A 20669-nucleotide genomic window follows, 5' to 3' on the forward strand; every position below is an offset into this window, starting at 1 on the left:
GGGAGCATATTTTTATGCTCCCTATTTTTATGCAAAAAACGTTTACATATAAGAACGAAGAAATTAGTTACAGCGCCCAAGGAAAAGGCGCCTTAGTTATTTTGCTTCATGGATTTTTAGAAAACAAATCCATCTGGAATCATACCACCCGATTTCTTTCGAAGAATTTTATGGTGGTAGCGATTGATTTGCCAGGTCATGGAGACACGCCTTGTTTGGGCTATGTTCATTCCATGGATTTGATGGCAGACGTGGTCAATGAATTGATAAAACACCTCAACAAGAGAAAATGCCACATCATTGGGCACTCCATGGGCGGCTATGTAGCATTGGCTTTCGCAGAAAAACATGCAGATAAAATGTATTCCCTGAGCATGGTTTGTAGTAATGCGCGTGCCGACAGCAAAGAGAAAAAGATAGACCGAACAAAAGCCATTCAATTGGTAAAAACGAAGAAAAGATTATTTGTAGAAGCCGCCATTCCACCTTTATTTTATAAAGAGATTCATGCACACACCAGAGCTATCAATAGAATAAAAAAGATGGCCCATGAAACCAGTGTGCAAGGAACCATAGCAGCGCTAAGCGGAATGCGGGATCGCTATGAAAGAGAGATTGTATTGAAGTTTGCTCCTTATCCAGTATTGATTATCGCAGGAGAAAAGGACGCCATCATTCCAGTTGAATGGCTACAGGAGCAAAGCAAACTGCCCGATAATTGCACATTGGAGATTTTAGAAAATATCGGACATATGCCATTCCTAGAAGATCGACTGGTCTTTGAAACGCTGTTAATGCGCTTTTTGAAAGGAGTTTAACTACAAATTATTTAATGCAACCTATTTAAAACTGGAGAAAAAGACAGATCTGAAAATTCAATTTTAACATCAAATCCACCCTATTCCTATATACCACCGAGAAATTGTAACTTTGCCGCTCAATTACAATAAGGTATATGGTTACATCAATGACAGGCTATGGTAAAGCCACTAAAGATTTAGGAAGCACTAAAATTACTGTTCAGGTTAAATCGCTAAACAGCAAAGGAATGGACTTAAATGTAAAGCTACCATCCATCTACCGAGAAAAAGAATTGGAAGTTCGTTCCATGTTAAGCAATGTATTGCAACGCGGAAAAGTGGACCTAATGCTGACCACAGAAAACCAAGATGATTCGAGTCGTTTGAGCATCAATAAGGAACTTTTCAAGTCTCACTACCACACATTGAAGAATTTAAAAACTGAGTTGGGCGATACCGATCCTTCAGATTTAATTCGATTGGTTTGTGGTTTGCCAGACGTAATGGTGACTGAAACGAAAGAGCTAGACGAAAACGAGTGGAAAGAAGTATTGGCTGTCATTAAAGATGCAGTAAAAGAAATGGAAGCTTTCCGTCAGCAAGAAGGAGATATTTTAAAAGAAGAATTTACGCTACGTGTAACGACCATCGCTCAATTATTGGAAGACGTTAAGTTATACGAAGACGATAGAATAAAGACTGTTCGTGAGCGAATCACCAAGCATTTGGATGAACTGATCAGTGCAGACAATTACGACAAAGATCGTTTGGAACAAGAACTCGTTTTCTACATGGAAAAATTCGACGTTACAGAAGAAAAAGTGAGACTGAAAGGACATTGTGAATACTTCATTGACACCATGAATGAAGAAGGAGCTCAAGGTAAAAAGCTAGGTTTCATAAGTCAAGAAATGGGAAGAGAGATCAATACTCTTGGTTCTAAGGCAAACGACTCCAACATTCAGAAGTTGGTAGTGGCGATGAAAGATGAATTGGAAAAAATTAAAGAACAAGTTTTAAACACCCTATAGCGCATGCAAGAAGGCAAATGCATTATATTTTCAGCACCTTCTGGTGCAGGTAAAACTACCATCGTAAAGCGATTATTAGAAGAAATAAAAGCATTGCGATTCTCCGTTTCTGCATGTACGCGTGAAAAACGAGTAAACGAGACCGATGGAAAGGACTATTATTTCTTATCCATCAATGATTTCAAAAACAAAATCAATCGAAATGAGTTTATCGAATGGGAAGAGGTGTATACCGACCACTTTTATGGCACATTGAAGAAAGAAATAGAGCGCATTTGGCAAGAAGGACATCACGTGATTTTTGATGTAGATGTGGTAGGTGGTTTAAACCTTAAGAAATACTTTGGTGAGAAAGCATTGGCCATTTTTGTGATGCCTCCATCCATTCAGGAATTAGAAGCACGACTGAGAGGACGAGCCACTGAGACTGAAGATCGCCTGGCGAAACGTATTGGAAAAGCAGAAGAAGAATTGAAAACTGCTGACCAATTTGATGTAATTCTAGTAAATGAACATTTAGAAGAAGCTTGTCAAGAAGCAAAATCGTTGGTTCGTAATTTTATCGATTAATCATGAAGATTGGACTTTTTTTTGGAACCTATAACCCCGTTCATATTGGACACATGGTTATTGCCAACTATATGGTAGAATATACTGACATGGATCAACTTTGGATGGTGGTGACTCCACAAAATCCATTCAAGCAAAAAGAGTCCATGCTGAAAGATTTCGACCGATTGCATTTAGTCAACCTAGCCATCGGTGACGATTTGCGACTGAGGGGCTCTGACATCGAGTTCAGGCTACCTCAACCCAACTATACATCCGATTCGTTGGCTTACTTGAAAGAGAAGTTTCCTGAGCATGAATTTGCACTAATTATGGGTGCAGACAACCTCAATTCCTTTCACAAGTGGAAAAACCACGAATACATTTTAGAACATCACGAAATCTATGTTTACCCAAGAATGGAAGCCAATGATGGCGGTGAATTAAGAAACCATTTCAAGGTCACTTATGTGGATGCTCCTATCATGAAGGTTAGTTCGTCTTTTATTAGAAAAGCCATTAAAGAAGGAAAGAATGTCAACCACTATATGCCGAAAGATGTAGCTGCGTATATTGATGATATGGGGTTGTATAAATAGCTACTAGTTTATTTTCTCTAATAATTCACAAAACTACGTGCGACCCTTTCAGGGTCAAGACATCGATTATCATTTATAATTACAAACAAGAATCAAATCATTTCAAGATTCATTAATCTTATAACCAAGCATAATTTTTACCTTCTTTGAAATAAAAAACACTCCTATTGGGTATAAAAACAATAGAATAAAGACTAAAAAACTGTCAGTAGTTTTTAAGCCTTTGCTTTTTTCAGCCTTACCAAAACAAGAAGTAACAAACACCAAAGTTAGAATGTAACTTACAAATGCCGGATACCTCCAAGATACCGATTCAAAGAAAGAACTCCCAGTGAAAAACACTTCAATTAGCACAAAAGTTAAAATATAAATTAGAGCTACTTTAAAGTAGCTAATATATTTAAGTTTTAAATTAAGAACAGTATTTAATTTGATGACTATTGAATAATACCAACCAAAAAGTAAAACTTGGTTTAATACTAATAAGATATTTATTACTAGTAAGTCTAATGGTATAAATATACTCGCAACCCAATAGTTTACCAGCAATATAAATAATTGCCATTCTTTAATTTTTAGTAGAAAGTCCATATCACAAACAACTATTATTAATCACATAAACCGACCCCGTATATGGTCGTAAAGTCTAACTATACGATTCCATATTAAAATCAGGAGTCTCGAGATATTTCCTCTTGGTAAAAATCCAACAAAAACTGATATAACAAATGCATTTGAAAGACAAATGAATGTTGTTAAAGCAACACGATTTAAGCTTGACTCCAAATAACTTTCTTTCCAAGTCCCCCATTCCATATACAGATCTAAATCAATATTATAAAATCCAAATAAAACAAGCAGTAATACAACAAAAAATACAATACTAACATTTTGGATTTTATAATTACTTACAAGAAAGGTTACCGACAAAAAAATTAGGGTGCCAACAATTAAATACAATAGTTTCGGATTAATTCCAAACAACAAAATGGGTATATAAGCAAATGCAATGATCATGCTTATTATCAGGTAAAAATTATATGGTATTCTAATCTTCATTTACTCTTCTTTTTATTAGTTAGAATTAAATTCTTAACTAATTCTTACTGCCCCAACTGCTTCAAATAACCCTTCACCATTTCATTGTTGGGATTGTATTGCAGCGCTTTTTTGAGATCAGTAATTGCAGCCTCATTCTGACCCAATTCCATATAAGCTAAACCTCTATTTGTATAAACTTGAGGTGCAATTTCAGGAGTATATTGAAGCGCTTTATTATAGTCTTGTATAGCCATTTCAGGGTTTTTTAAAATACTATAAGTCACTCCTCGGTTAAAATAGATGGAACCTCTTTTTGGAGCAAACTTTAATGCGATCGAATAATTTTCTAATGCTTTAGCGAATTCTCCTTTCATGCCATATGCATTTCCTATCCCTTCATAAACTTCAGGGCGCTCTGTGCCTAATTGCGCTGCAATTTGAAAATCATTAAATGCCTTATCAATATAGATCCTAGCTTCTTCTGCTGATCGAGCTCGCTCTGATCGCTTGCCATAATAATTTCCTCGATTACTTAAAGGCTGCTCTATTTTCCGTTGATAAACTCCATCCTTCGTTTTATTCAACTCTATCACAGTGGTCCAAAGCGTTTCACTGTTTTGCCAGGTTTCTACTTGTTTCATTGTAATCGGAATGAACAGTAAAGTCAACCCAATCATACCAATGTAAGTAACCTGCTGCTTACTTTTAGGCATATATTCTTGAATCAACATCACGAACATAAACGCCAATCCGATATAAGGCAGGTAAGAATATCGATCAGCCATAATCACCGTGCCCACTGAAACAAATTGTAATACTAAAATAACGGTAGCCACAAAAAAGCCCATGCCCACCGCAACACTTTTTGTGAATTTGATACTGAAAAAGACCAATCCCATAATAATAGCGACCACTAGTGGTGCAATTTTAAAATATAGACTTGCATCATAGGTCGATTGGTCCGGATAGGGATAGAATGTGCTTAAATCGGTTGGAGTAAAAAACTTTATGACGTATTCTAAAAATCCATAACTGGCAAATTGAAAGCGCTGAAGGATAGAAAAAGTATCAAAATCATTTATTGCTATAGTGTTTGACCCTTTCTCGAACAGTCCATGAAAGTTTCCTCCACTTTGAACATCAACAGCAATTAAACCAAACAGCAATGCAACGCCAAAAAAAGGAAGGGTATGTAGAATAGTTCGAGGGTGCAACGTCTTTTTCAAAGATTCAAAAGGTGTTTTAGAGTTGTCCTTCCAAAACCACATCAACAGCATCACAATTGGTAAAACCACCGCCATCGCTTTAGACAAACAAGACAGAATGAACAACACAAATGCAACGCTTAACCATTTCCACTCTTGTCGGTCTAAGTACTTACTATAACTCAACAAAGCTGCTAAAAAGAAAAAAGTGTACAACACATCCTTCCGCTCGGATACCCAAACGACAGACTCCACATGCATGGGATGCAACGCAAATAGCAAAGCAACCACAACACTAGCCAAAATATTATTACGACTTAACCAATACACTAGAAGCAATACAAGAATACTATTGAGAATATGGAGTATTATATTCCACTTAATAAATGGCTTTGCAGAAATCCCTTCGTAACAATCTGAGCAAACATTGTTATTCCAGCGCATAGTCAGAACAGTCAGCGGATGATAGTTTAAAGAAACAATCCGTTGGAAAACATCTCCTACTGTCGTTTGTAACGGAGCCGGTGCTTTATTTACAATGGTTGTTTTGGCTTTGGTTGCCTGTTTAAAAGCATCCATATCTGATGTGGAACGAACCAAATCGTTTTCGATCACATATGCGTAATCATCCCAATCTACAAAATCGTTATCTAATGCTCCACGAAAAGTGATAAAAGTTACAACAGCTATAATTAGCGCACCAACAATTAACCACTTCTTATTGGAATTAGCATCTTGAGCAACCGTACTCGGGATGCTCTTTTTCTCTGGTCTAGACTTCCTACTGGTAGATTTTTGGGCCATTTTTAGAATCAATATTTTCAGCTGAGCACAACATCAACAACTTACTTTAACGAGACCCAAATTAGCGTATTTTTTTGAAAATCACACAGCGCTAACCATTGAAACAACTACTTTCTCAAATTGATAAGGAGAAGCTGCTCAAATAGACTTCAAATTCAAAAGGTAATTTTCTTAAGCGTTGATCAATCCTAAAATAGATTCGAAAATCAATGCACCATCTACATTACCCAACTCAGCATCAGCTGCTCTTTCTGGGTGAGGCATCATTCCAAATACATTCTTTCCAGCATTGCAAACACCTGCAATATTTTCCATTGATCCATTTGGATTGGCTTCGTCTGATATGTTTCCATTCTCATCGCAGTAACGGAAAATAATCTGATTATTCGCATTCAATTCTGCAATGGTTTCATCGGAGGCAAAATACCTTCCTTCTCCATGTGCGATTGGAATTTTTAATGCTTGTTTCGTATCAATGTGTGCATTAACAATAGATCCATTGTTGTCAGCTCTCAAATGAATGTTTTTGCAAATAAACTTCTGATTGTTGTTGTGCAACAATGTGCCAGGCAATAATTTAGATTCACACAAAATCTGAAATCCGTTACAAATGCCCATTACATAACCGCCTTTTTCAGCATGTTTTACTACTTCTGTCATGATTGGAGAGTAGTTGGCAATAGCTCCACTTCTCAAGTAATCACCATAGGAAAAACCACCTGGCAAGATCACAAAATCAACTCCTTTTAGATCGGCATCTTTATGCCACAGACGTTCTACTTTTTGATTAAATAGTGATTCTAGAACATAAACCATATCCTCATCACAGTTGGAACCTGGGAAAGTAATTACACCGAATTTCATAGTTTTCTTTTTTGTGTGCCGCAAAATTAATCGAAAAGATTGGAGCAACAAAAGGAAATATCAAAACAAACCCACTAAACGGTAATTATTATAAAGAACTATTAAAATCAAGAAAATAATTAGTGCATTTCCTACCCAATATCTTTTTAGATAATCAAAATAGTTGGCAGTATAAACAGCAAACGAAACCAACATTAATGAATAAGTTGAAAAGAAATCTTGAGAGGTGGTGAAAAATGACAGTCCGCTAATGACAAAATAAACGACTACTATTCTCAATAGATTTTTAACTCGTACTGTATTTTTGTTCAACCCCCTGAGTAATGAGCCAAAAGCGACAAGAGCAAGAATGAGTAGAAATGCTAGAACGAAAAATGAAAAACCTGAAATCGTCCAACCGTCGGAATAGTTATTGAATTCACTGTATTTCAAGATCAATTTCGGAATTCGGTCATTCATATAATAATAAGTAGCCAACCACAACCCAATCGCAATTGGACCAAGAAGAGAAACAATGTAGTTCCTCCACTCAAAAGGGCGAATGATGATACAAGCAGCCCAAATCAGAATAATCAATAATAAGGAAGGAAAGTAAAACAAAGAAGCCACTCCGACCAACATACTTGCATTGAATACTTCTTTTAAAACATTTTTTTGATTGTAGATTCTAAGTAATTGCCCAAATGCTAATATCAAAAATAAATTAGCTACAATAACCGGATTGGGATATAAAAATGCAGGATGCATGCTGCAGAATACCACATAGAAAAATGCCACTAAATTATTTCTCTCAGGTAAAATTTTATGTAAATCAATGATGTAATTCAAAATAAATCCTTCAATCACCACCAATAAAATCCCAATGACCAATGAAAAGACAGTTCCATCGCCAACCAACTTCAAAAACAATTCGTAAAGTGGCATCAAATTACTGAATTGATGAGGAGGAGCACTTAAAAATGCCGGCACCCAAAGCGCAATAACTATCAATGGGAAAAGGATATAGTTAATTGGCTGTCGTGATTTTATTAAATTAAAAATCATTATTTACTGTTTTCTTTTAAAAGCATTTTTTCTAAAAGTATTTATTTTTACTTTTGTGAGGAATTTTATTAGCAATAGATTATGACTTGGAATGAAATAGTATACGGTTTAGGAGATTTATTAACTGAAACTTTTAAAATTTTACCTCCTTTGGGAAACATCCCTAATGTAATTTTTATATTGGTGATTTTTGCTAGTCTGGTTTATTGGATGATGGAGTTAGTGAAGTACAAGAAAAAAGCAAAACAAGAAGGCTCAATCGAGTAAACTTCTTAGATTAGATATTTTAAAAGCCTTCGTTCAATGAACGAAGGCTTTTTTCGTTTACATCAAATCGAAACCGATGTCTTTTCTATAGTTTTTCCCATCAAAAACAACTCGTTGAACATTATCAAATGACAATGCTAACGCCTCTTTCATGTTTGAGCCATAAGCTGTAACCGCCATTACTCTACCACCATTTGTCACCAATTCATTTCCTTTCATAGCCGTTCCTGCATGAAACAATAAACAATTCGTGGTATTTTCCATTCCCATCATCACCTTTCCTTTCTCGTATGCTTCAGGATAACCACCCGAAACCAACATGACAGTTGTTGCTGACCGATCATCAATTTCTATGGTTTCTTTATCCAATGTACCATTCGCAACAGCAGAAAAATGAGCTAACAAATCAGATTTTACTCTTGGCAACACCACTTCCGTTTCTGGGTCACCCATGCGCACATTGTACTCGATTACAAAAGGCTCTCCGTCTACTATCATTAATCCAATAAACAAAAAGCCTTTGTATTTTAATCCATCTTTTTTAATTCCAGAAATTGATGGTTTTACAATACACTCTTCTATTTTTTGCATCAACACCTCATCAACAAATGGAACAGGAGATATTGCTCCCATTCCACCAGTATTCAATCCCATATCCCCTTCGCCAATTCTTTTATAATCTTTGGCTTCTGGCAAAATTTTATAGCTATTTCCATCAGTCATCACAAAAACTGACATTTCAATTCCTTTTAAAAACTCTTCAATCACTACTTTTGAGCTAGCTTCTCCAAATTTCTGATCCTCCAACATTTCTTTCAGCTCTCGCTTTGCGTCGGCTAAATTATCAGGAATCACTACTCCTTTTCCAGCTGCCAAACCGTCAGCTTTCAAGACAAACGGTGGACTTAAGGTTTCTAAAAAGTCGTAACCTGCTTTCAAGTCTTTTGCAGAAAAACACTGGTAACGGGCTGTTGGTATGTTGTGATTGATTAAAAACTCTTTGGCAAAATCCTTACTTCCTTCTAATTGGGCTCCATTTTTATGTGGTCCAATTACACCAACCGATTTTAATTCTTCTTTAGACTCAAAATAATCTGCAATACCATTCACCAATGGATCTTCAGGACCAACAACGACTAGATTTATTTTCTCCTTTTTTACTAATTCAGCGATTCCATCAAAATCATTCACTGAAATAGCTACATTGGTTCCACATTCAGCTGTACCCGGATTTCCTGGCGCTATAAATAATTTGTCCAATTGTTTGCTTTGCGCAATTTTCCACGCAAAAGCATGCTCTCTACCTCCAGATCCTAAAACTAATACTCGCATTATCTATTTTTTTTACAAAGAAACCAAATCGACCGCTTTTTCACACCTTAAAGTTGACCTAAGTTATCACGAAAATCAGTTTTATTCCTCCTATTAACATTCCTTGATTTTAACACTATGGAACTACCCTCCATAATTTTTGTATACTTGCCATTCGAATATATGAAAGCACTTCTAATCTTCTGTATTATTTCTATTTCATTTTGTGCAACAGCTCAAGATAACATACTGTCTATCAATTTTAAAGAAATAAAATTTAAAAAGGTTAGGGAGTTTATCAATAGACAGAAGGAGAATAAGATCATTAATTTTGAAGATGTAAAAGGCAGTTATTCTTTAGCAGACAATAAATCATACAAAAAGCACCTTCAAAGTTATTTGATAAAAAAACCAATCGAAGAAGTTTGGGCATCCTACAACTCTACCAGCCCTGCAAAATCTTGGAATGGCAAAATGCTCAATTTTGGCTGTCTCATTTCTAAAAAATCAAACCATATTTCATATAAAAATGATTTATACGAAGGCGCTGAGATTGGACAAGTATTTTATGTAAATCTTAAGCTATTAAAAGGCCTTTATAATTTGGCTGTTGCATTTGAAGTGACCAAACTTTCAGAAGAAAACCACACCATAGAATACAGCTATGTAAATGGAGGAAAAACGCAAGGAAAACAATGGATGATTATGTCCACAACTCCTGAAGGATATACCCGAATTTCTCATTACACATTATACAAAAGTGATTCTGAATTTAGAGATGCATTCTTGTATCCTTATGTGCATGAGTTAGCAATTAATGAATTTCACCACAACATGTTATTGAGCAATCAATGATACCGATTAACTTCTAAAATGAGCCAAATTCGTACCTCTTTAGCTCTATTTATAAGTAGCTTGGTATTTTTCATTTATACTGTTTAAAAGCGTTGTTTTGAATCTTCATTTTTAGCACATTTAAATATTTAATTGATATGAGAACCATCCGAATGATTTGGGATTTTAGAGGAGCTGAATCTAAGCCTATCGCTCAACACCACGCCATCCATTTAGACGAATTCGCCAAGAAGCACTCCATCTCTCCGGTACAAACAGGCATTATTGAAATGACCGAATTTCACACCATTGCACACATCGATGTATCCGAAGAAAATTTATTGATGGTTAGAGACGCATTAATTCCCCACCGAGGTGAATGGATTGAAGAAAGATAAAGTTTCCCCCATATCAATATTTAGAATTACAATCTTCTTTAATTTTTTCTCATAAAAAAAAGCGTCATCTTTCGACAACGCTTAAATTCTATTGTTTTTAAAAGAGTTATATTATTATGGTCGCTTAATACTACAACCTAACGCTTTTGTTTCATTTGGGTTTATAGTTTTTCCCGCTGCCATATTGTTGATTGCATCCATCAAGAAATGCTTATCTGCATCTCCAGCACTTTTATAATTATCGTCAATCGCTCCAACATAAGCCAACTTAAAGTCCTTGTTAAATAAGTAAACATGTGGCGTAGTAGCGGCTCCAAAAGCATTTGCCAATTTTGAATCTGTATCTACTACATAGGGAGCAGTAAATCCTTTGTCAGAAGCGTGCTTTTTCATCTCTTCCATGGAGTCATCTTTGTCCCTTTTTCCTTCGTTTGAATTTACTAAAATAACTCCAATCCCTTTTTCTGCGGCAGTTTTCTGAATCTTTGTGTATCTATCTTCCCATGCTTTCACAAATGGGCAGGTATTGCAAGTAAACATCACCAACAAGCCATTTTCTTTTTTTACATCATTAAGGCTTACCATTTGCCCATTTGTATTTTTCATCTTTAAAGTTGCCATAGGCGCTTTTGCACCGATTTCTAAGGAATCGTAAAGTACAAATGAGGAAATACCAACTAATAAAAGGGCGGCCAATACTGTATTCTTTATCTTTTTCATGATTTTTATTTTTGAATTACCGAAAATTAAACAATTATTAAGCCGAAATGTGATAACAAATCGAACTTTTAAGAGACCAGCCCACTTTTTATCGCAAATTTAATCAGACCAGCGATATTGTGTACCTCCAACTTTTTCATCAAGTTAGTGCGGTGAGTATCTACAGTACGGTGAGAAATAAACAATTTATCCCCAATTTCCTTATTGGAATAACCTTCAGCGATAGCTTTTAGAATTTCAACTTCTCTTGAAGTTAATCGAGATAAAATAACCGTTTCAGTTTCCGATGCAAAAGAGGAAGTAACCACTTTCCCATCATTTAAAAGAGATTGAGTTACCGCTGCTGAAAAATAAGACTTCCCTGAGGCAACTTTCAACACACCTTCCACCAATTCTTTGCAATCTGCATTCTTGAGCAAATAACCATCTGCACCCAACTCCATCAACTTTTTTGTTAAAGATGGTTCGCTGTGCATGGTGAGCACGATAACTTTTATTTCGGGAAAGTCACGTTTTAATATCGTAGTGAATTCTATGCCATTCATAATTGGCATATCGATATCAGTTAGCACCAAATCGGGCTTCAAAACCTCAACGAGCTTCAACCCTTCTTTTCCATTAGATGCTGTAGCCAATAAATCTATTTCTTCGATTTCTTTCACAATAGAAGCCAATCCATCCAGAACTAATTGGTGGTCATCAACTACTATTATTCGTGTTTTAGTTTTCAAAGTGATCAAAATTTGAGATAAATATAGCTATTTCTTCGACAAGAGTCTAAGTTCATCCCTTTAAATTAATTGACCAGTGTAAACTATTTAAAGTGGAATATTTCCGTGCTTCTTTTTAGGCAATACCTCCACTTTGTTTTCCAACATCTTAAATGCTTTGATCAATTTTTCACGAGTATCCTCCGGCTTGATCACCTCATCAATATAACCGCGAGCTGCTGCATTGTATGGATTCGCAAATAACTCAGCATATTCTGCCTCTTTCTCTGCTAGTTTAGCTACTGGATCTGCTGCTGCTGCAATTTCTTTCTTGAAAATAATTTCAGCTGCACCCTTGGCGCCCATTACTGCAATTTCAGCAGTTGGCCATGCATAGTTCATGTCTGCACCAATGTGCTTAGAGTTCATCACATCATAAGCGCCACCGTATGCTTTACGAGTAATTACAGTAATCCTAGGCACTGTTGCCTCACTGAATGCATAAAGTAATTTAGCACCATTAGTGATAATTGCATTCCATTCTTGATCAGTTCCTGGCAAAAATCCTGGTACATCTTCAAACACTAAAATTGGAATATTAAAACAATCGCAAAAACGCACGAATCGCGCACCTTTATTAGAGCTATTTATGTCTAAAACTCCTGCTAAGAATGCGGGTTGATTGGCAATAATTCCGATTGACTTTCCAGCTAAACGACCGAAGCCAACCACAATATTTTCCGCAAAATCTTTGTGTACTTCGTGAAATGAATCTGAATCTATCACTCCATTGATGACTTCCCTAATGTCATAAGGCTGGTTGGAGTTTTTTGGAATAATGGTATTTAATTTTTCTCGCTTCTCAGAACCTTTAAAATCATAAGGCAATGAAGGAGCATTCTCTTCACAGTTCTGTGGCATGTAGGAAAGTAATCGTTTCAATCCGTTAATACATGCGATTTCATTGGCATATGTAAAATGTGTCACCCCTGATTTTGTAGAATGTGCAGATGCTCCACCTAAATCCTCAGATGATACATCTTCGTGAGTGACCGTTTTTACAACGTTTGGTCCTGTCACAAACATATAAGATGATTTCTCCACCATCATAATAAAGTCAGTTAAGGCTGGAGAATAAACCGCTCCACCTGCACATGGCCCCATAATAGCAGACAATTGTGGAATTACTCCACTTGCCTTAGTATTTCTATAAAATATATCTGCATATCCTGCCAATGAAACAACCCCTTCTTGAATTCGAGCACCACCAGAATCATTCAACCCTAAAACTGGAGCTCCGTTCTTCATTGCGAGGTCCATGATTTTACAAATTTTCTCAGCATGAGATTCTGCCAATGATCCACCTAAAACAGTAAAGTCTTGTGCAAACACATAAACTAATCGACCGTGAACAGTTCCATATCCAGTCACTACACCATCACCTAAAACCACTTGTTTGTCAAGGCCAAAATTGGTGCTTCTATGTGTCACCAACATCCCTATTTCTTCAAAAGAACCTTCGTCTAATAAAAAATGAATTCGTTCTCTTGCAGTCAATTTGTTCTTTGAATGTTGAGCTTCTATTCTTTTTTCTCCTCCACCCAATTTGGCTTCAGCTATTTTTCGATCTAATTCTTCAAAACTTCCCTTCATGATGTGTGATTTTTTTGTTGACCAAAGGTATAGAAATCCGCTTTTTTATTCGAATTTATTTTAAAACAAAAAGCCGATGCAAAATAAATTGCATCGGCTAGTGTTAAAGTTGACTGTTATAATCAAAAGTCTATTAGGGTAATTCCCACGGTGAAAGGATACAATTCCGGCCCTTTATTCTTTTCAAATAAAGTTGTTACATTATATGTTGCGAAAAGATTAACCCAACCTATTCCAAATCGAGTAGTCAGAGCCATACTAAATGGATTTAAATTAAAATCGTCTCTGTATTTATCTTTTCTATTGTTCCCTGAAGGAGTGGTATATTTCATTTTATTTTTAGATCCAATTCTATATCCAAACACCATTCCCGCAGCAAAATGAAATCCTTTACTGGCCAATTTCCCATCATTATATTCTAACAATATCGGAACAGTTAAATAAGTTGCCTTGAATCTATTTTTATTGATAGAGGCCATGTTGGCACTATCTCTGAAAGAACTTATTTGGCTGTTCGTAGAGTCTGTCCCTGGCAAAACAGTCAATTTATTATCTGTTTTTAAATCGTAGCTATTAAACTGAAAACCAAGTCCAGTTAAGATCCCAAAACGATCTCCACTAATGGGAATGTATTTTTCAAATGGATTTAAATTCACCACTACTGATTTTGAATAGTTCAAGTCTAAAAAAGAATCTTTGGGGTCTAAAGCAGTAGATCCACTTGTTGTTAAGAATCCATTTACTCCTAAATCGAAACCTGCCCAGTGGCTATCTCTAGTGTTTCTTTTCTTTTTGAAGGAATAGGAAGTGGTATCACTTAGTATAATGTCCGAAGTGTCGTCTCCGATAATCAAAATGGTTTTATTCTTTAATGTGATTTTAGTGGTATCCATTTCAGCAGCCATGGCTGATATTGTAAATAGAAATCCTGTGGCAATAATTAATATCTTTTTCATGGTTTTAAAGTTTGTGTTTAAAATTGGGACGAATGAACTTTAAATAATGTTACAGCTCATTTCTAATATTTTTTAGAAATTCCAAAATTTCCGATCTGCAGCGCAAATTCTTCAATTTTTCTATTTAAGCCTTTTACTGCTTTCACTTTTATTTTATCATTCGTAGCAGCCGTAATTTCATCTGCTATCGCCTCAATAATTGGCTTGTCATTGAGCACCTCTTTTCTAAGCTTCTCCATTGGAGTATGCATTGTTTTATTGGCCCGAACAGACTCTTTAGCAACAATAACATTCGGCTTACTATTTTCCAATGCCGCTAATTCATCTATTTGGATCACTTCCATTTCTTCTATTGCCGAAAAGGTGGGCTTATTCGCCTCATTCTTTTGTTCTGCAATTTTTATAGGATCATTATCTGCACTTTCTATAACAGGAGTACTAGCTCCCTTTTTCTCTGCTATCTTGACTTCTTTTACCTTCGGTGTTTTTTGGGAAATAGAAGTCACTGCTTTGTCATTCGCTGAGTAGCTCTTATTGTTTGAAATAAATGTAATCTCTTTCAATACTTGATCTTCACTATTGGTTCCAATCGTTCTATAGTCATAAACTTGAACGGGATTAAACAAATAAAACCAAATCAAAAGTGCGGCTGCAACAGCTGAAGAGGCCGAGTATAAATAAATTAAAATGGATTTTTTCTTTCGAATGAGTTGCGATTGATTTGGAAATAATATGGTTTCAGTTGGCAAAATAGTAGACTGATATTTCTCATCAATAACCTTCAATTCTGGATGGTTACCGACAAAGACAGCATATTCGTTCAACTTATCTTTAGAAAGAAGCCCTTCAAGTTTAGCTATCGCAAACGATTCAAAATTATCAGTAGTAATGGAAGCTTGAAAACCTTTATCAGTTGAAAATAGTACTTCTTTTGAATCGAATACTACGATTTCATTGGGCAAAACAATTTGCTCAAACTCCTCGAATTCATCTTTTAAATCAGGATTCAATTTTAAAAATTCAAGTAATTCTTCACTTTGAATGGCGTCTAAATTTCCTTCATAGAAATCTAAAAAGAATGCTTCGTAATTGTATTTCGTCACTTTCTCCATCACATCAAATTTTCTACACTGACTAAATAATTCTTCAAAAACTTTCGGCTTCGAAAGATATACACTTTCACTTGCGATTCGGACAAGTTTAATATCTCTCCTATTTCTTGATACGAATAGCCTTCATAATCTCTCAGCATTACTACACTTCGTTGAATCTCTGGCAATTTCGAAATGGCTTCCTCTAGAATTTCTTTTAAATCAGAATACCCATCTGAATGGGCATATTCATTAAAATTAACTTCACCGAAAGTCGTTTGTTTTTTATCTCTGCGCACCACATCAATTAATGTATGGTATGCTGCAGTAAATAAATAGGACTTTACTTTTTGAAAATCTACGGTATCAATTTTATCCCACAACTTTACATAGGTATCCTGAACAATATCTTTTGCCTTTTCAGCATCTCTGATATTCTTCAATATAAACCGATAAATATTATCGGAATAAAGGGATACACTTTCGTTGTATTGAGACTTGTTCATTCGGTTTGGTTGGCCGGTTATGTCAGTGTGACGAACAAGGTAATAAAAATGTTACAGCAAAAAGAAAAACTTTTTTTGGCTTTTAATCATCCAACTTCAAAACTGCCATAAATGCGTTTTGTGGCACTTCTACGTTTCCAATCTGACGCATTCTTTTCTTACCTGCTTTTTGTTTTTCCAATAGCTTTCGCTTTCTAGAAATATCACCACCGTAACATTTAGCAGTTACATCTTTTCTTAATGCTTTTACAGACTCCCTAGCTATAATTTTGGCTCCAATAGCTGCTTGTATCGCAATGTCGAACTGCTGACGTGGCAACAATTCTCTCAATTTTAAACAGATTCGTTTCCCTAAGTCAAATGCTTTGTCTTTATGAATCAACGCAGACAAGGCATCTACTTGATCGCCATTTAGCAATAAGTCCATTTTTACCAACTTAGATTCTCTATACCCCATTGGGTGATAATCAAAAGAAGCATATCCTTTTGAAATGGTTTTTAATTTATCGTAAAAGTCAAAAACGATTTCCGCCAATGGAATTTCAAAAGTTAATTCAACACGCTCAGGAGTTAAGTAAACTTGATTTTTTAATTCTCCACGTTTATCAATACACAAACTCATTACAGGTCCAACAAAATCGGACTTTGTAATAATTTGAGCTTTAATAAATGGTTCCTCTACCCTTTCCAAAATAGTCGATTCGGGTAAGTCAGAAGGATTGTTGATTAAAATCATTTTCTCAGGATCTCTTACTAAAAAGGCGTGGTAAGAAACGTTGGGAACTGTTGTAATAACAGTCATATTAAATTCCCGCTCTAACCGTTCCTGAATAATTTCCATGTGGAGCATTCCTAAGAAACCACATCGAAAACCAAAACCCAGTGCAGCAGAAGATTCCGGCTCAAATGTTAAGGAAGCATCATTCAATTGCAATTTTTCCATTGCGTCTCTTAACTCTTCATATTCCTCAGTATCTACGGGGTAGATTCCTGCAAACACCATTGGTTTCACATCTTCAAAACCTTGAATGGCTTTGTCGCAAGGATTGTTGACAGTAGTAATGGTATCTCCTACTTTTACTTCCTTCGCTACTTTAATTCCAGAAATAATATAACCTACATCACCAGTCTTTACTACACTTTTTGGTTGATGCTTTAATCTTAAGGTGCCTATTTCATCTGCATCATAGGTTTTGCCCGTGTTTACAAATTTTACTTTGTCTCCTTTTTTAATTTGACCGTTAACTACTTTAAAGAAAGCATTGATCCCTCTAAAATTATCATAAACAGAATCAAAAATAAGTGCTTGCAAAGGTGCATTTGGATCACCCACTGGATGAGGCACTCTTGCTACTATTGCTTCTAAAATGGTATCGACTCCAAAACCTGTTTTTCCTGAAGCCACTAAAATATCTTCTCTTTTACAGCCAATTAAATCAACAATCTGATCTTTAACTTCCTCGGGATTAGCAGATGGCAAATCGATTTTATTCAGAACAGGTATAATTTCTAAATCATGCTCTAAAGCCAAATATAAATTCGAAATCGTTTGTGCTTGAATTCCTTGCGCTGCATCAACTATTAACAATGCTCCTTCACAAGCAGCAATAGATCGAGATACTTCGTAAGAAAAATCAACGTGTCCCGGAGTGTCAATTAGGTTCAACGTATAGTGTTTTCCTTCTTGCTCATAATCCATTTGTATGGCATGACTCTTAATGGTAATTCCACGTTCTCGCTCCAAATCCATATCGTCGAGTGTTTGGGCTTGCATCTCTCGTTCAGTAATGGTGTTGGTTTGTTGTAACATTCGATCGGCAAGCGTGCTTTTGCCGTGATCGATGTGTGCGATAATACAGAAATTACGAATGTGCTCCATGTGTAAAATTAATTGAGCGCAAATTTACCTTTTTTGAGCCTTGTATATTACCTCCATCAAAAATTATCGAATTGAGTTATTTAATTGGAGTCTTTTTTTGATCAAAAAGTGAATCAAACTCTAAAAATTAGCGCCTTATAGTTGCTTATTATTTACTGATTAAGAGTGAATTAAAATACTAAATAAATGGTTAACAATTTATGATTCAAAAATGCTAGATGCAACCATCTCAAATTATAAAGCGTCTTGATTATGAAATTACCCACAAATAAGATTGAAAACGAACTGGCCATTCGGTTTCCAGTGGATAAACTACATAACCTAACATTATTTATAGTATGAAAAAGTTAATCTATTCAGCATTAACGGCCATTCTATTGGCTTTTTTTGCACCGAACACGGCCAATGCAACTCACGTAGCTGCAGGTGACATTACCATTAAACAAATCGACTCTTTAAATCCATACAGAATAGAAGTCACTCTAAGATTTTATAGGGATTGCGGACCAAATACTGCAGGTGAGCCGAACACCTTAGGAGTAAAAGTGTACTCCACTTGTTTTGGTACTGTCAATTTTCCACCCTTTCCAAAATTTTTAAAAGACACCATTTATGGTAATGGTGGTGGAATCAAAAAAGGATCGAACTGTATCCTAGATGATATCAAACCTTGTACGGAAGAATGGTTGTATAGAGACACCATAGAATTGCCTGGCCCTTGTGAATTCTGGTCTGTCTCATGGAATCAAACCGCTCGACCTGGAAATGACAATCATGCTAGTCAAGAAACTTTTTATGTGGAAAACACCTTCAATAATAGAATACTCTACACGAATACTGGTAATCCAATCACCTATTATAACAATTCTCCTGTATTTAACAACGACGAACCAGTACAATCTTTTTGTGTCGGTCGAGAATATGAATTTGATTTAAGTGCCACTGACCCTGATGGGGATTCCTTGGCTTATTTCATTACACCGTCACTTATAGCACTTGGATCCCAAGTTGCCTATGCTCCTGGCTTTACTGGAAACGATCCACTACCTGTAGTTAAAAGACCAGTAAAAGTGGATGTGCAAACAGGAATCATGAAATTTACTCCAGCACAAATATTCAAAGGATCGTTTGCCTATGTAGTGGAAGAATGGAAAGACAGTTTATGGACAGATACTTTACCTGATAATTCAATTGTTACCAAAAAGAAAAAAGTATTACGTGGTACTATCATGCGTGACTTAAGGATCGTTTTTGGTGAAATTTGTAATGACGAGTATCCAACGTTTACTAACACAAGTATTGATTCTTCCAATTACCCCACCAATTACACTGGTAAAAACCCCAACTTAATTGTGGTGGATTGCGCGGCTATGTATTTCGACATTGAATTAGACATCGATATTTTATGTTCTACAGTTGAAATTACGGGTTCCGATTTAAGAATTTCTGATACCACAACCACACCTCCCACCATTTACGCGATCGATTCTATCTACCCAATTGACGGATGTAAAGGATTAAAAACAAAAAAATTACGAGTGAAGCTTTTTGAACCAATCGGCTTACCTAGTGGTTTCTTAAATGGTGAACCAGGTGGAGTTGTTAAGGCATATATTAAAAAAGGGAGTGACTTTAACACTTGGAAAACTGCGTGTGGAATTAATATTCCAGAATTTACAGTGATTGATATTTATGTTAAAAATAACTTAAAAATTGACATGGGTGAGGACATCATTTATTGTAATCCTGAAAATCCATTCCCGATTTTGAATGCTCCGATTGAAGGTGGAACTTACCAATGGTTCTACAAAGGAAGTGTAAATGGCACCGAAGATTCTTTGGGAACAGAGTACAATCAAATGGCAGACACTACTGGATATTGGGGAGTTGACTTAAATTACAGTGGATGTCAAGCAAAAGACTTCCTTTTTGTTCAAGAAAACTTGACCATTTATGTAGAGATTCCTGATTTTGAGTTCTGTAACATTAATCCGTATCCACTGATCAAAATGGACTCATTGATCCCATTGGGAGTTGATGTAAATACGTTTACTTGGAAAGGACCTAAAGGTGACATTATTGGAATTGCGGATTCTTTGCAGATTCCTGCCAATGGAAAGTATATCTTTAAGGTAGACATTTTACCTTGTACCATTAATGATACATTCTACATTGATCGAATTGACGAGTATCCTGTCGATTTAGGTAATGACTCTTTAATCTGCGAAGGATATGAGTACACATTGACTTCTGGTTATGATTATGATACGAGCAAATTCAAAATTGAATGGTATTACAACGATTCATTATTAGTGAATGACACCATTGACGAGTTGATGATTAACAAAGGTGGTGAATACAAATTCCGATTAATTAGCCCATCAGGTTGTGAAGGGTTGGATAGTGT

At 35.8% G+C, this 20669-nt stretch carries 20 protein-coding genes; 8 read left to right on the top strand and 12 right to left on the bottom strand.

Annotation, left to right across the window (positions count from 1 at the left end; genetic code table 11):
* Positions 1-29: 29 nt before the first annotated feature.
* The 4 genes from ACTB0X_RS09530 (at position 30) to nadD (ending at position 2979) form a co-directional block, all read left to right on the top strand.
* Positions 30-818 (top strand): alpha/beta fold hydrolase, encoded by a 789-nt coding sequence (locus ACTB0X_RS09530; protein WP_463024780.1) that lies wholly within the window; start codon positions 30-32, stop codon positions 816-818.
* A gap of 137 nt (positions 819-955) precedes the next feature.
* Positions 956-1831, top strand: coding sequence for a YicC/YloC family endoribonuclease (locus ACTB0X_RS09535; RefSeq protein ID WP_463024781.1), 876 nt, complete (start codon positions 956-958; stop codon positions 1829-1831).
* 3 nt (positions 1832-1834) lie between these two features.
* The gene (gene gmk / locus ACTB0X_RS09540) at positions 1835-2401 is read left to right on the top strand and encodes a guanylate kinase (RefSeq protein WP_463024782.1); all 567 of its coding nucleotides are present in this window, start codon (positions 1835-1837) and stop codon (positions 2399-2401) included.
* A gap of 2 nt (positions 2402-2403) precedes the next feature.
* Positions 2404-2979, top strand: a complete 576-nt coding sequence (gene nadD, locus ACTB0X_RS09545) for a nicotinate (nicotinamide) nucleotide adenylyltransferase (RefSeq protein ID WP_463024783.1) — start codon at positions 2404-2406, stop codon at positions 2977-2979.
* A gap of 102 nt (positions 2980-3081) precedes the next feature.
* Here the strand turns inward: nadD and ACTB0X_RS09550 are convergent, their stop codons facing one another.
* The 4 genes from ACTB0X_RS09550 to ACTB0X_RS09565 form a co-directional block, all read right to left on the bottom strand.
* The gene (locus ACTB0X_RS09550; protein ID WP_463024784.1) at positions 3082-3570 is read right to left on the bottom strand and encodes a hypothetical protein; all 489 of its coding nucleotides are present in this window, start codon (positions 3568-3570) and stop codon (positions 3082-3084) included.
* A gap of 512 nt (positions 3571-4082) precedes the next feature.
* Entirely contained in the window at positions 4083-6029 is a 1947-nt protein-coding gene (locus ACTB0X_RS09555) for a tetratricopeptide repeat protein (protein ID WP_463024785.1), read from the bottom strand.
* 171 nt (positions 6030-6200) lie between these two features.
* Positions 6201-6893: a phosphoribosylformylglycinamidine synthase subunit PurQ gene (purQ, locus tag ACTB0X_RS09560; RefSeq protein WP_463024786.1), complete on the bottom strand. Its 693-nt coding sequence runs from the start codon at positions 6891-6893 to the stop codon at positions 6201-6203.
* A 60-nt stretch (positions 6894-6953) separates the two neighbouring features.
* Complete coding sequence (locus tag ACTB0X_RS09565; protein WP_463024787.1) at positions 6954-7937, bottom strand: hypothetical protein; 984 nt, start codon at positions 7935-7937, stop codon at positions 6954-6956.
* A gap of 81 nt (positions 7938-8018) precedes the next feature.
* On the opposite strand from ACTB0X_RS09565, the gene ACTB0X_RS09570 reads away from it, so the two are divergent.
* A complete protein-coding gene (locus ACTB0X_RS09570) occupies positions 8019-8204 on the top strand; it encodes a DUF6341 family protein (RefSeq protein WP_463024788.1) in 186 nt (61 codons plus the stop codon).
* 57 nt (positions 8205-8261) lie between these two features.
* Here ACTB0X_RS09570 and purD read toward each other — a convergent pair whose 3' ends face one another.
* On the bottom strand, positions 8262-9536 hold the full coding sequence (purD, locus tag ACTB0X_RS09575) for a phosphoribosylamine--glycine ligase (RefSeq protein WP_463024789.1): 1275 nt from the start codon (positions 9534-9536) through the stop codon (positions 8262-8264).
* Between the two features lie 162 nt (positions 9537-9698).
* Between purD and ACTB0X_RS09580 the strand changes: the two genes are divergently transcribed.
* Both ACTB0X_RS09580 and ACTB0X_RS09585 read left to right on the top strand, forming a co-directional pair.
* The gene (locus tag ACTB0X_RS09580; protein ID WP_463024790.1) at positions 9699-10370 is read left to right on the top strand and encodes a hypothetical protein; all 672 of its coding nucleotides are present in this window, start codon (positions 9699-9701) and stop codon (positions 10368-10370) included.
* 137 nt (positions 10371-10507) lie between these two features.
* Positions 10508-10747 (top strand): hypothetical protein, encoded by a 240-nt coding sequence (locus ACTB0X_RS09585; protein WP_463024791.1) that lies wholly within the window; start codon positions 10508-10510, stop codon positions 10745-10747.
* Between the two features lie 114 nt (positions 10748-10861).
* Here the strand turns inward: ACTB0X_RS09585 and ACTB0X_RS09590 are convergent, their stop codons facing one another.
* The 7 genes from ACTB0X_RS09590 to lepA form a co-directional block, all read right to left on the bottom strand.
* The gene (locus ACTB0X_RS09590; RefSeq protein ID WP_463024792.1) at positions 10862-11467 is read right to left on the bottom strand and encodes a thioredoxin family protein; all 606 of its coding nucleotides are present in this window, start codon (positions 11465-11467) and stop codon (positions 10862-10864) included.
* A 68-nt stretch (positions 11468-11535) separates the two neighbouring features.
* Entirely contained in the window at positions 11536-12198 is a 663-nt protein-coding gene (locus ACTB0X_RS09595) for a response regulator (RefSeq protein WP_463024793.1), read from the bottom strand.
* An 87-nt stretch (positions 12199-12285) separates the two neighbouring features.
* Positions 12286-13830 carry an acyl-CoA carboxylase subunit beta gene (locus tag ACTB0X_RS09600; protein WP_463024794.1) on the bottom strand — a complete coding sequence of 515 codons (1545 nt, stop codon included), beginning with the start codon at positions 13828-13830 and terminating at the stop codon, positions 12286-12288.
* Between the two features lie 122 nt (positions 13831-13952).
* Positions 13953-14786, bottom strand: coding sequence for an outer membrane beta-barrel protein (locus ACTB0X_RS09605; RefSeq protein WP_463024795.1), 834 nt, complete (start codon positions 14784-14786; stop codon positions 13953-13955).
* A gap of 62 nt (positions 14787-14848) precedes the next feature.
* A complete protein-coding gene (locus ACTB0X_RS09610; RefSeq protein ID WP_463024796.1) occupies positions 14849-15898 on the bottom strand; it encodes a hypothetical protein in 1050 nt (349 codons plus the stop codon).
* Positions 15898-16383 carry an RNA polymerase sigma factor gene (locus ACTB0X_RS09615; RefSeq protein ID WP_463024797.1) on the bottom strand — a complete coding sequence of 162 codons (486 nt, stop codon included), beginning with the start codon at positions 16381-16383 and terminating at the stop codon, positions 15898-15900. Before ACTB0X_RS09615 ends, ACTB0X_RS09610 begins: the two co-directional genes overlap by 1 nt.
* Before the next feature lie 82 nt (positions 16384-16465).
* The gene (lepA, locus tag ACTB0X_RS09620; RefSeq protein WP_463024798.1) at positions 16466-18262 is read right to left on the bottom strand and encodes a translation elongation factor 4; all 1797 of its coding nucleotides are present in this window, start codon (positions 18260-18262) and stop codon (positions 16466-16468) included.
* Positions 18263-18600: 338 nt separating this feature from the next.
* Here lepA and ACTB0X_RS09625 point away from each other — a divergent pair.
* A partial coding sequence (locus ACTB0X_RS09625; RefSeq protein ID WP_463024799.1) for a hypothetical protein occupies positions 18601-20669 on the top strand: 2069 nt, incomplete at its 3' end.

Source organism: Acidiluteibacter sp. (genome assembly GCF_055129545.1).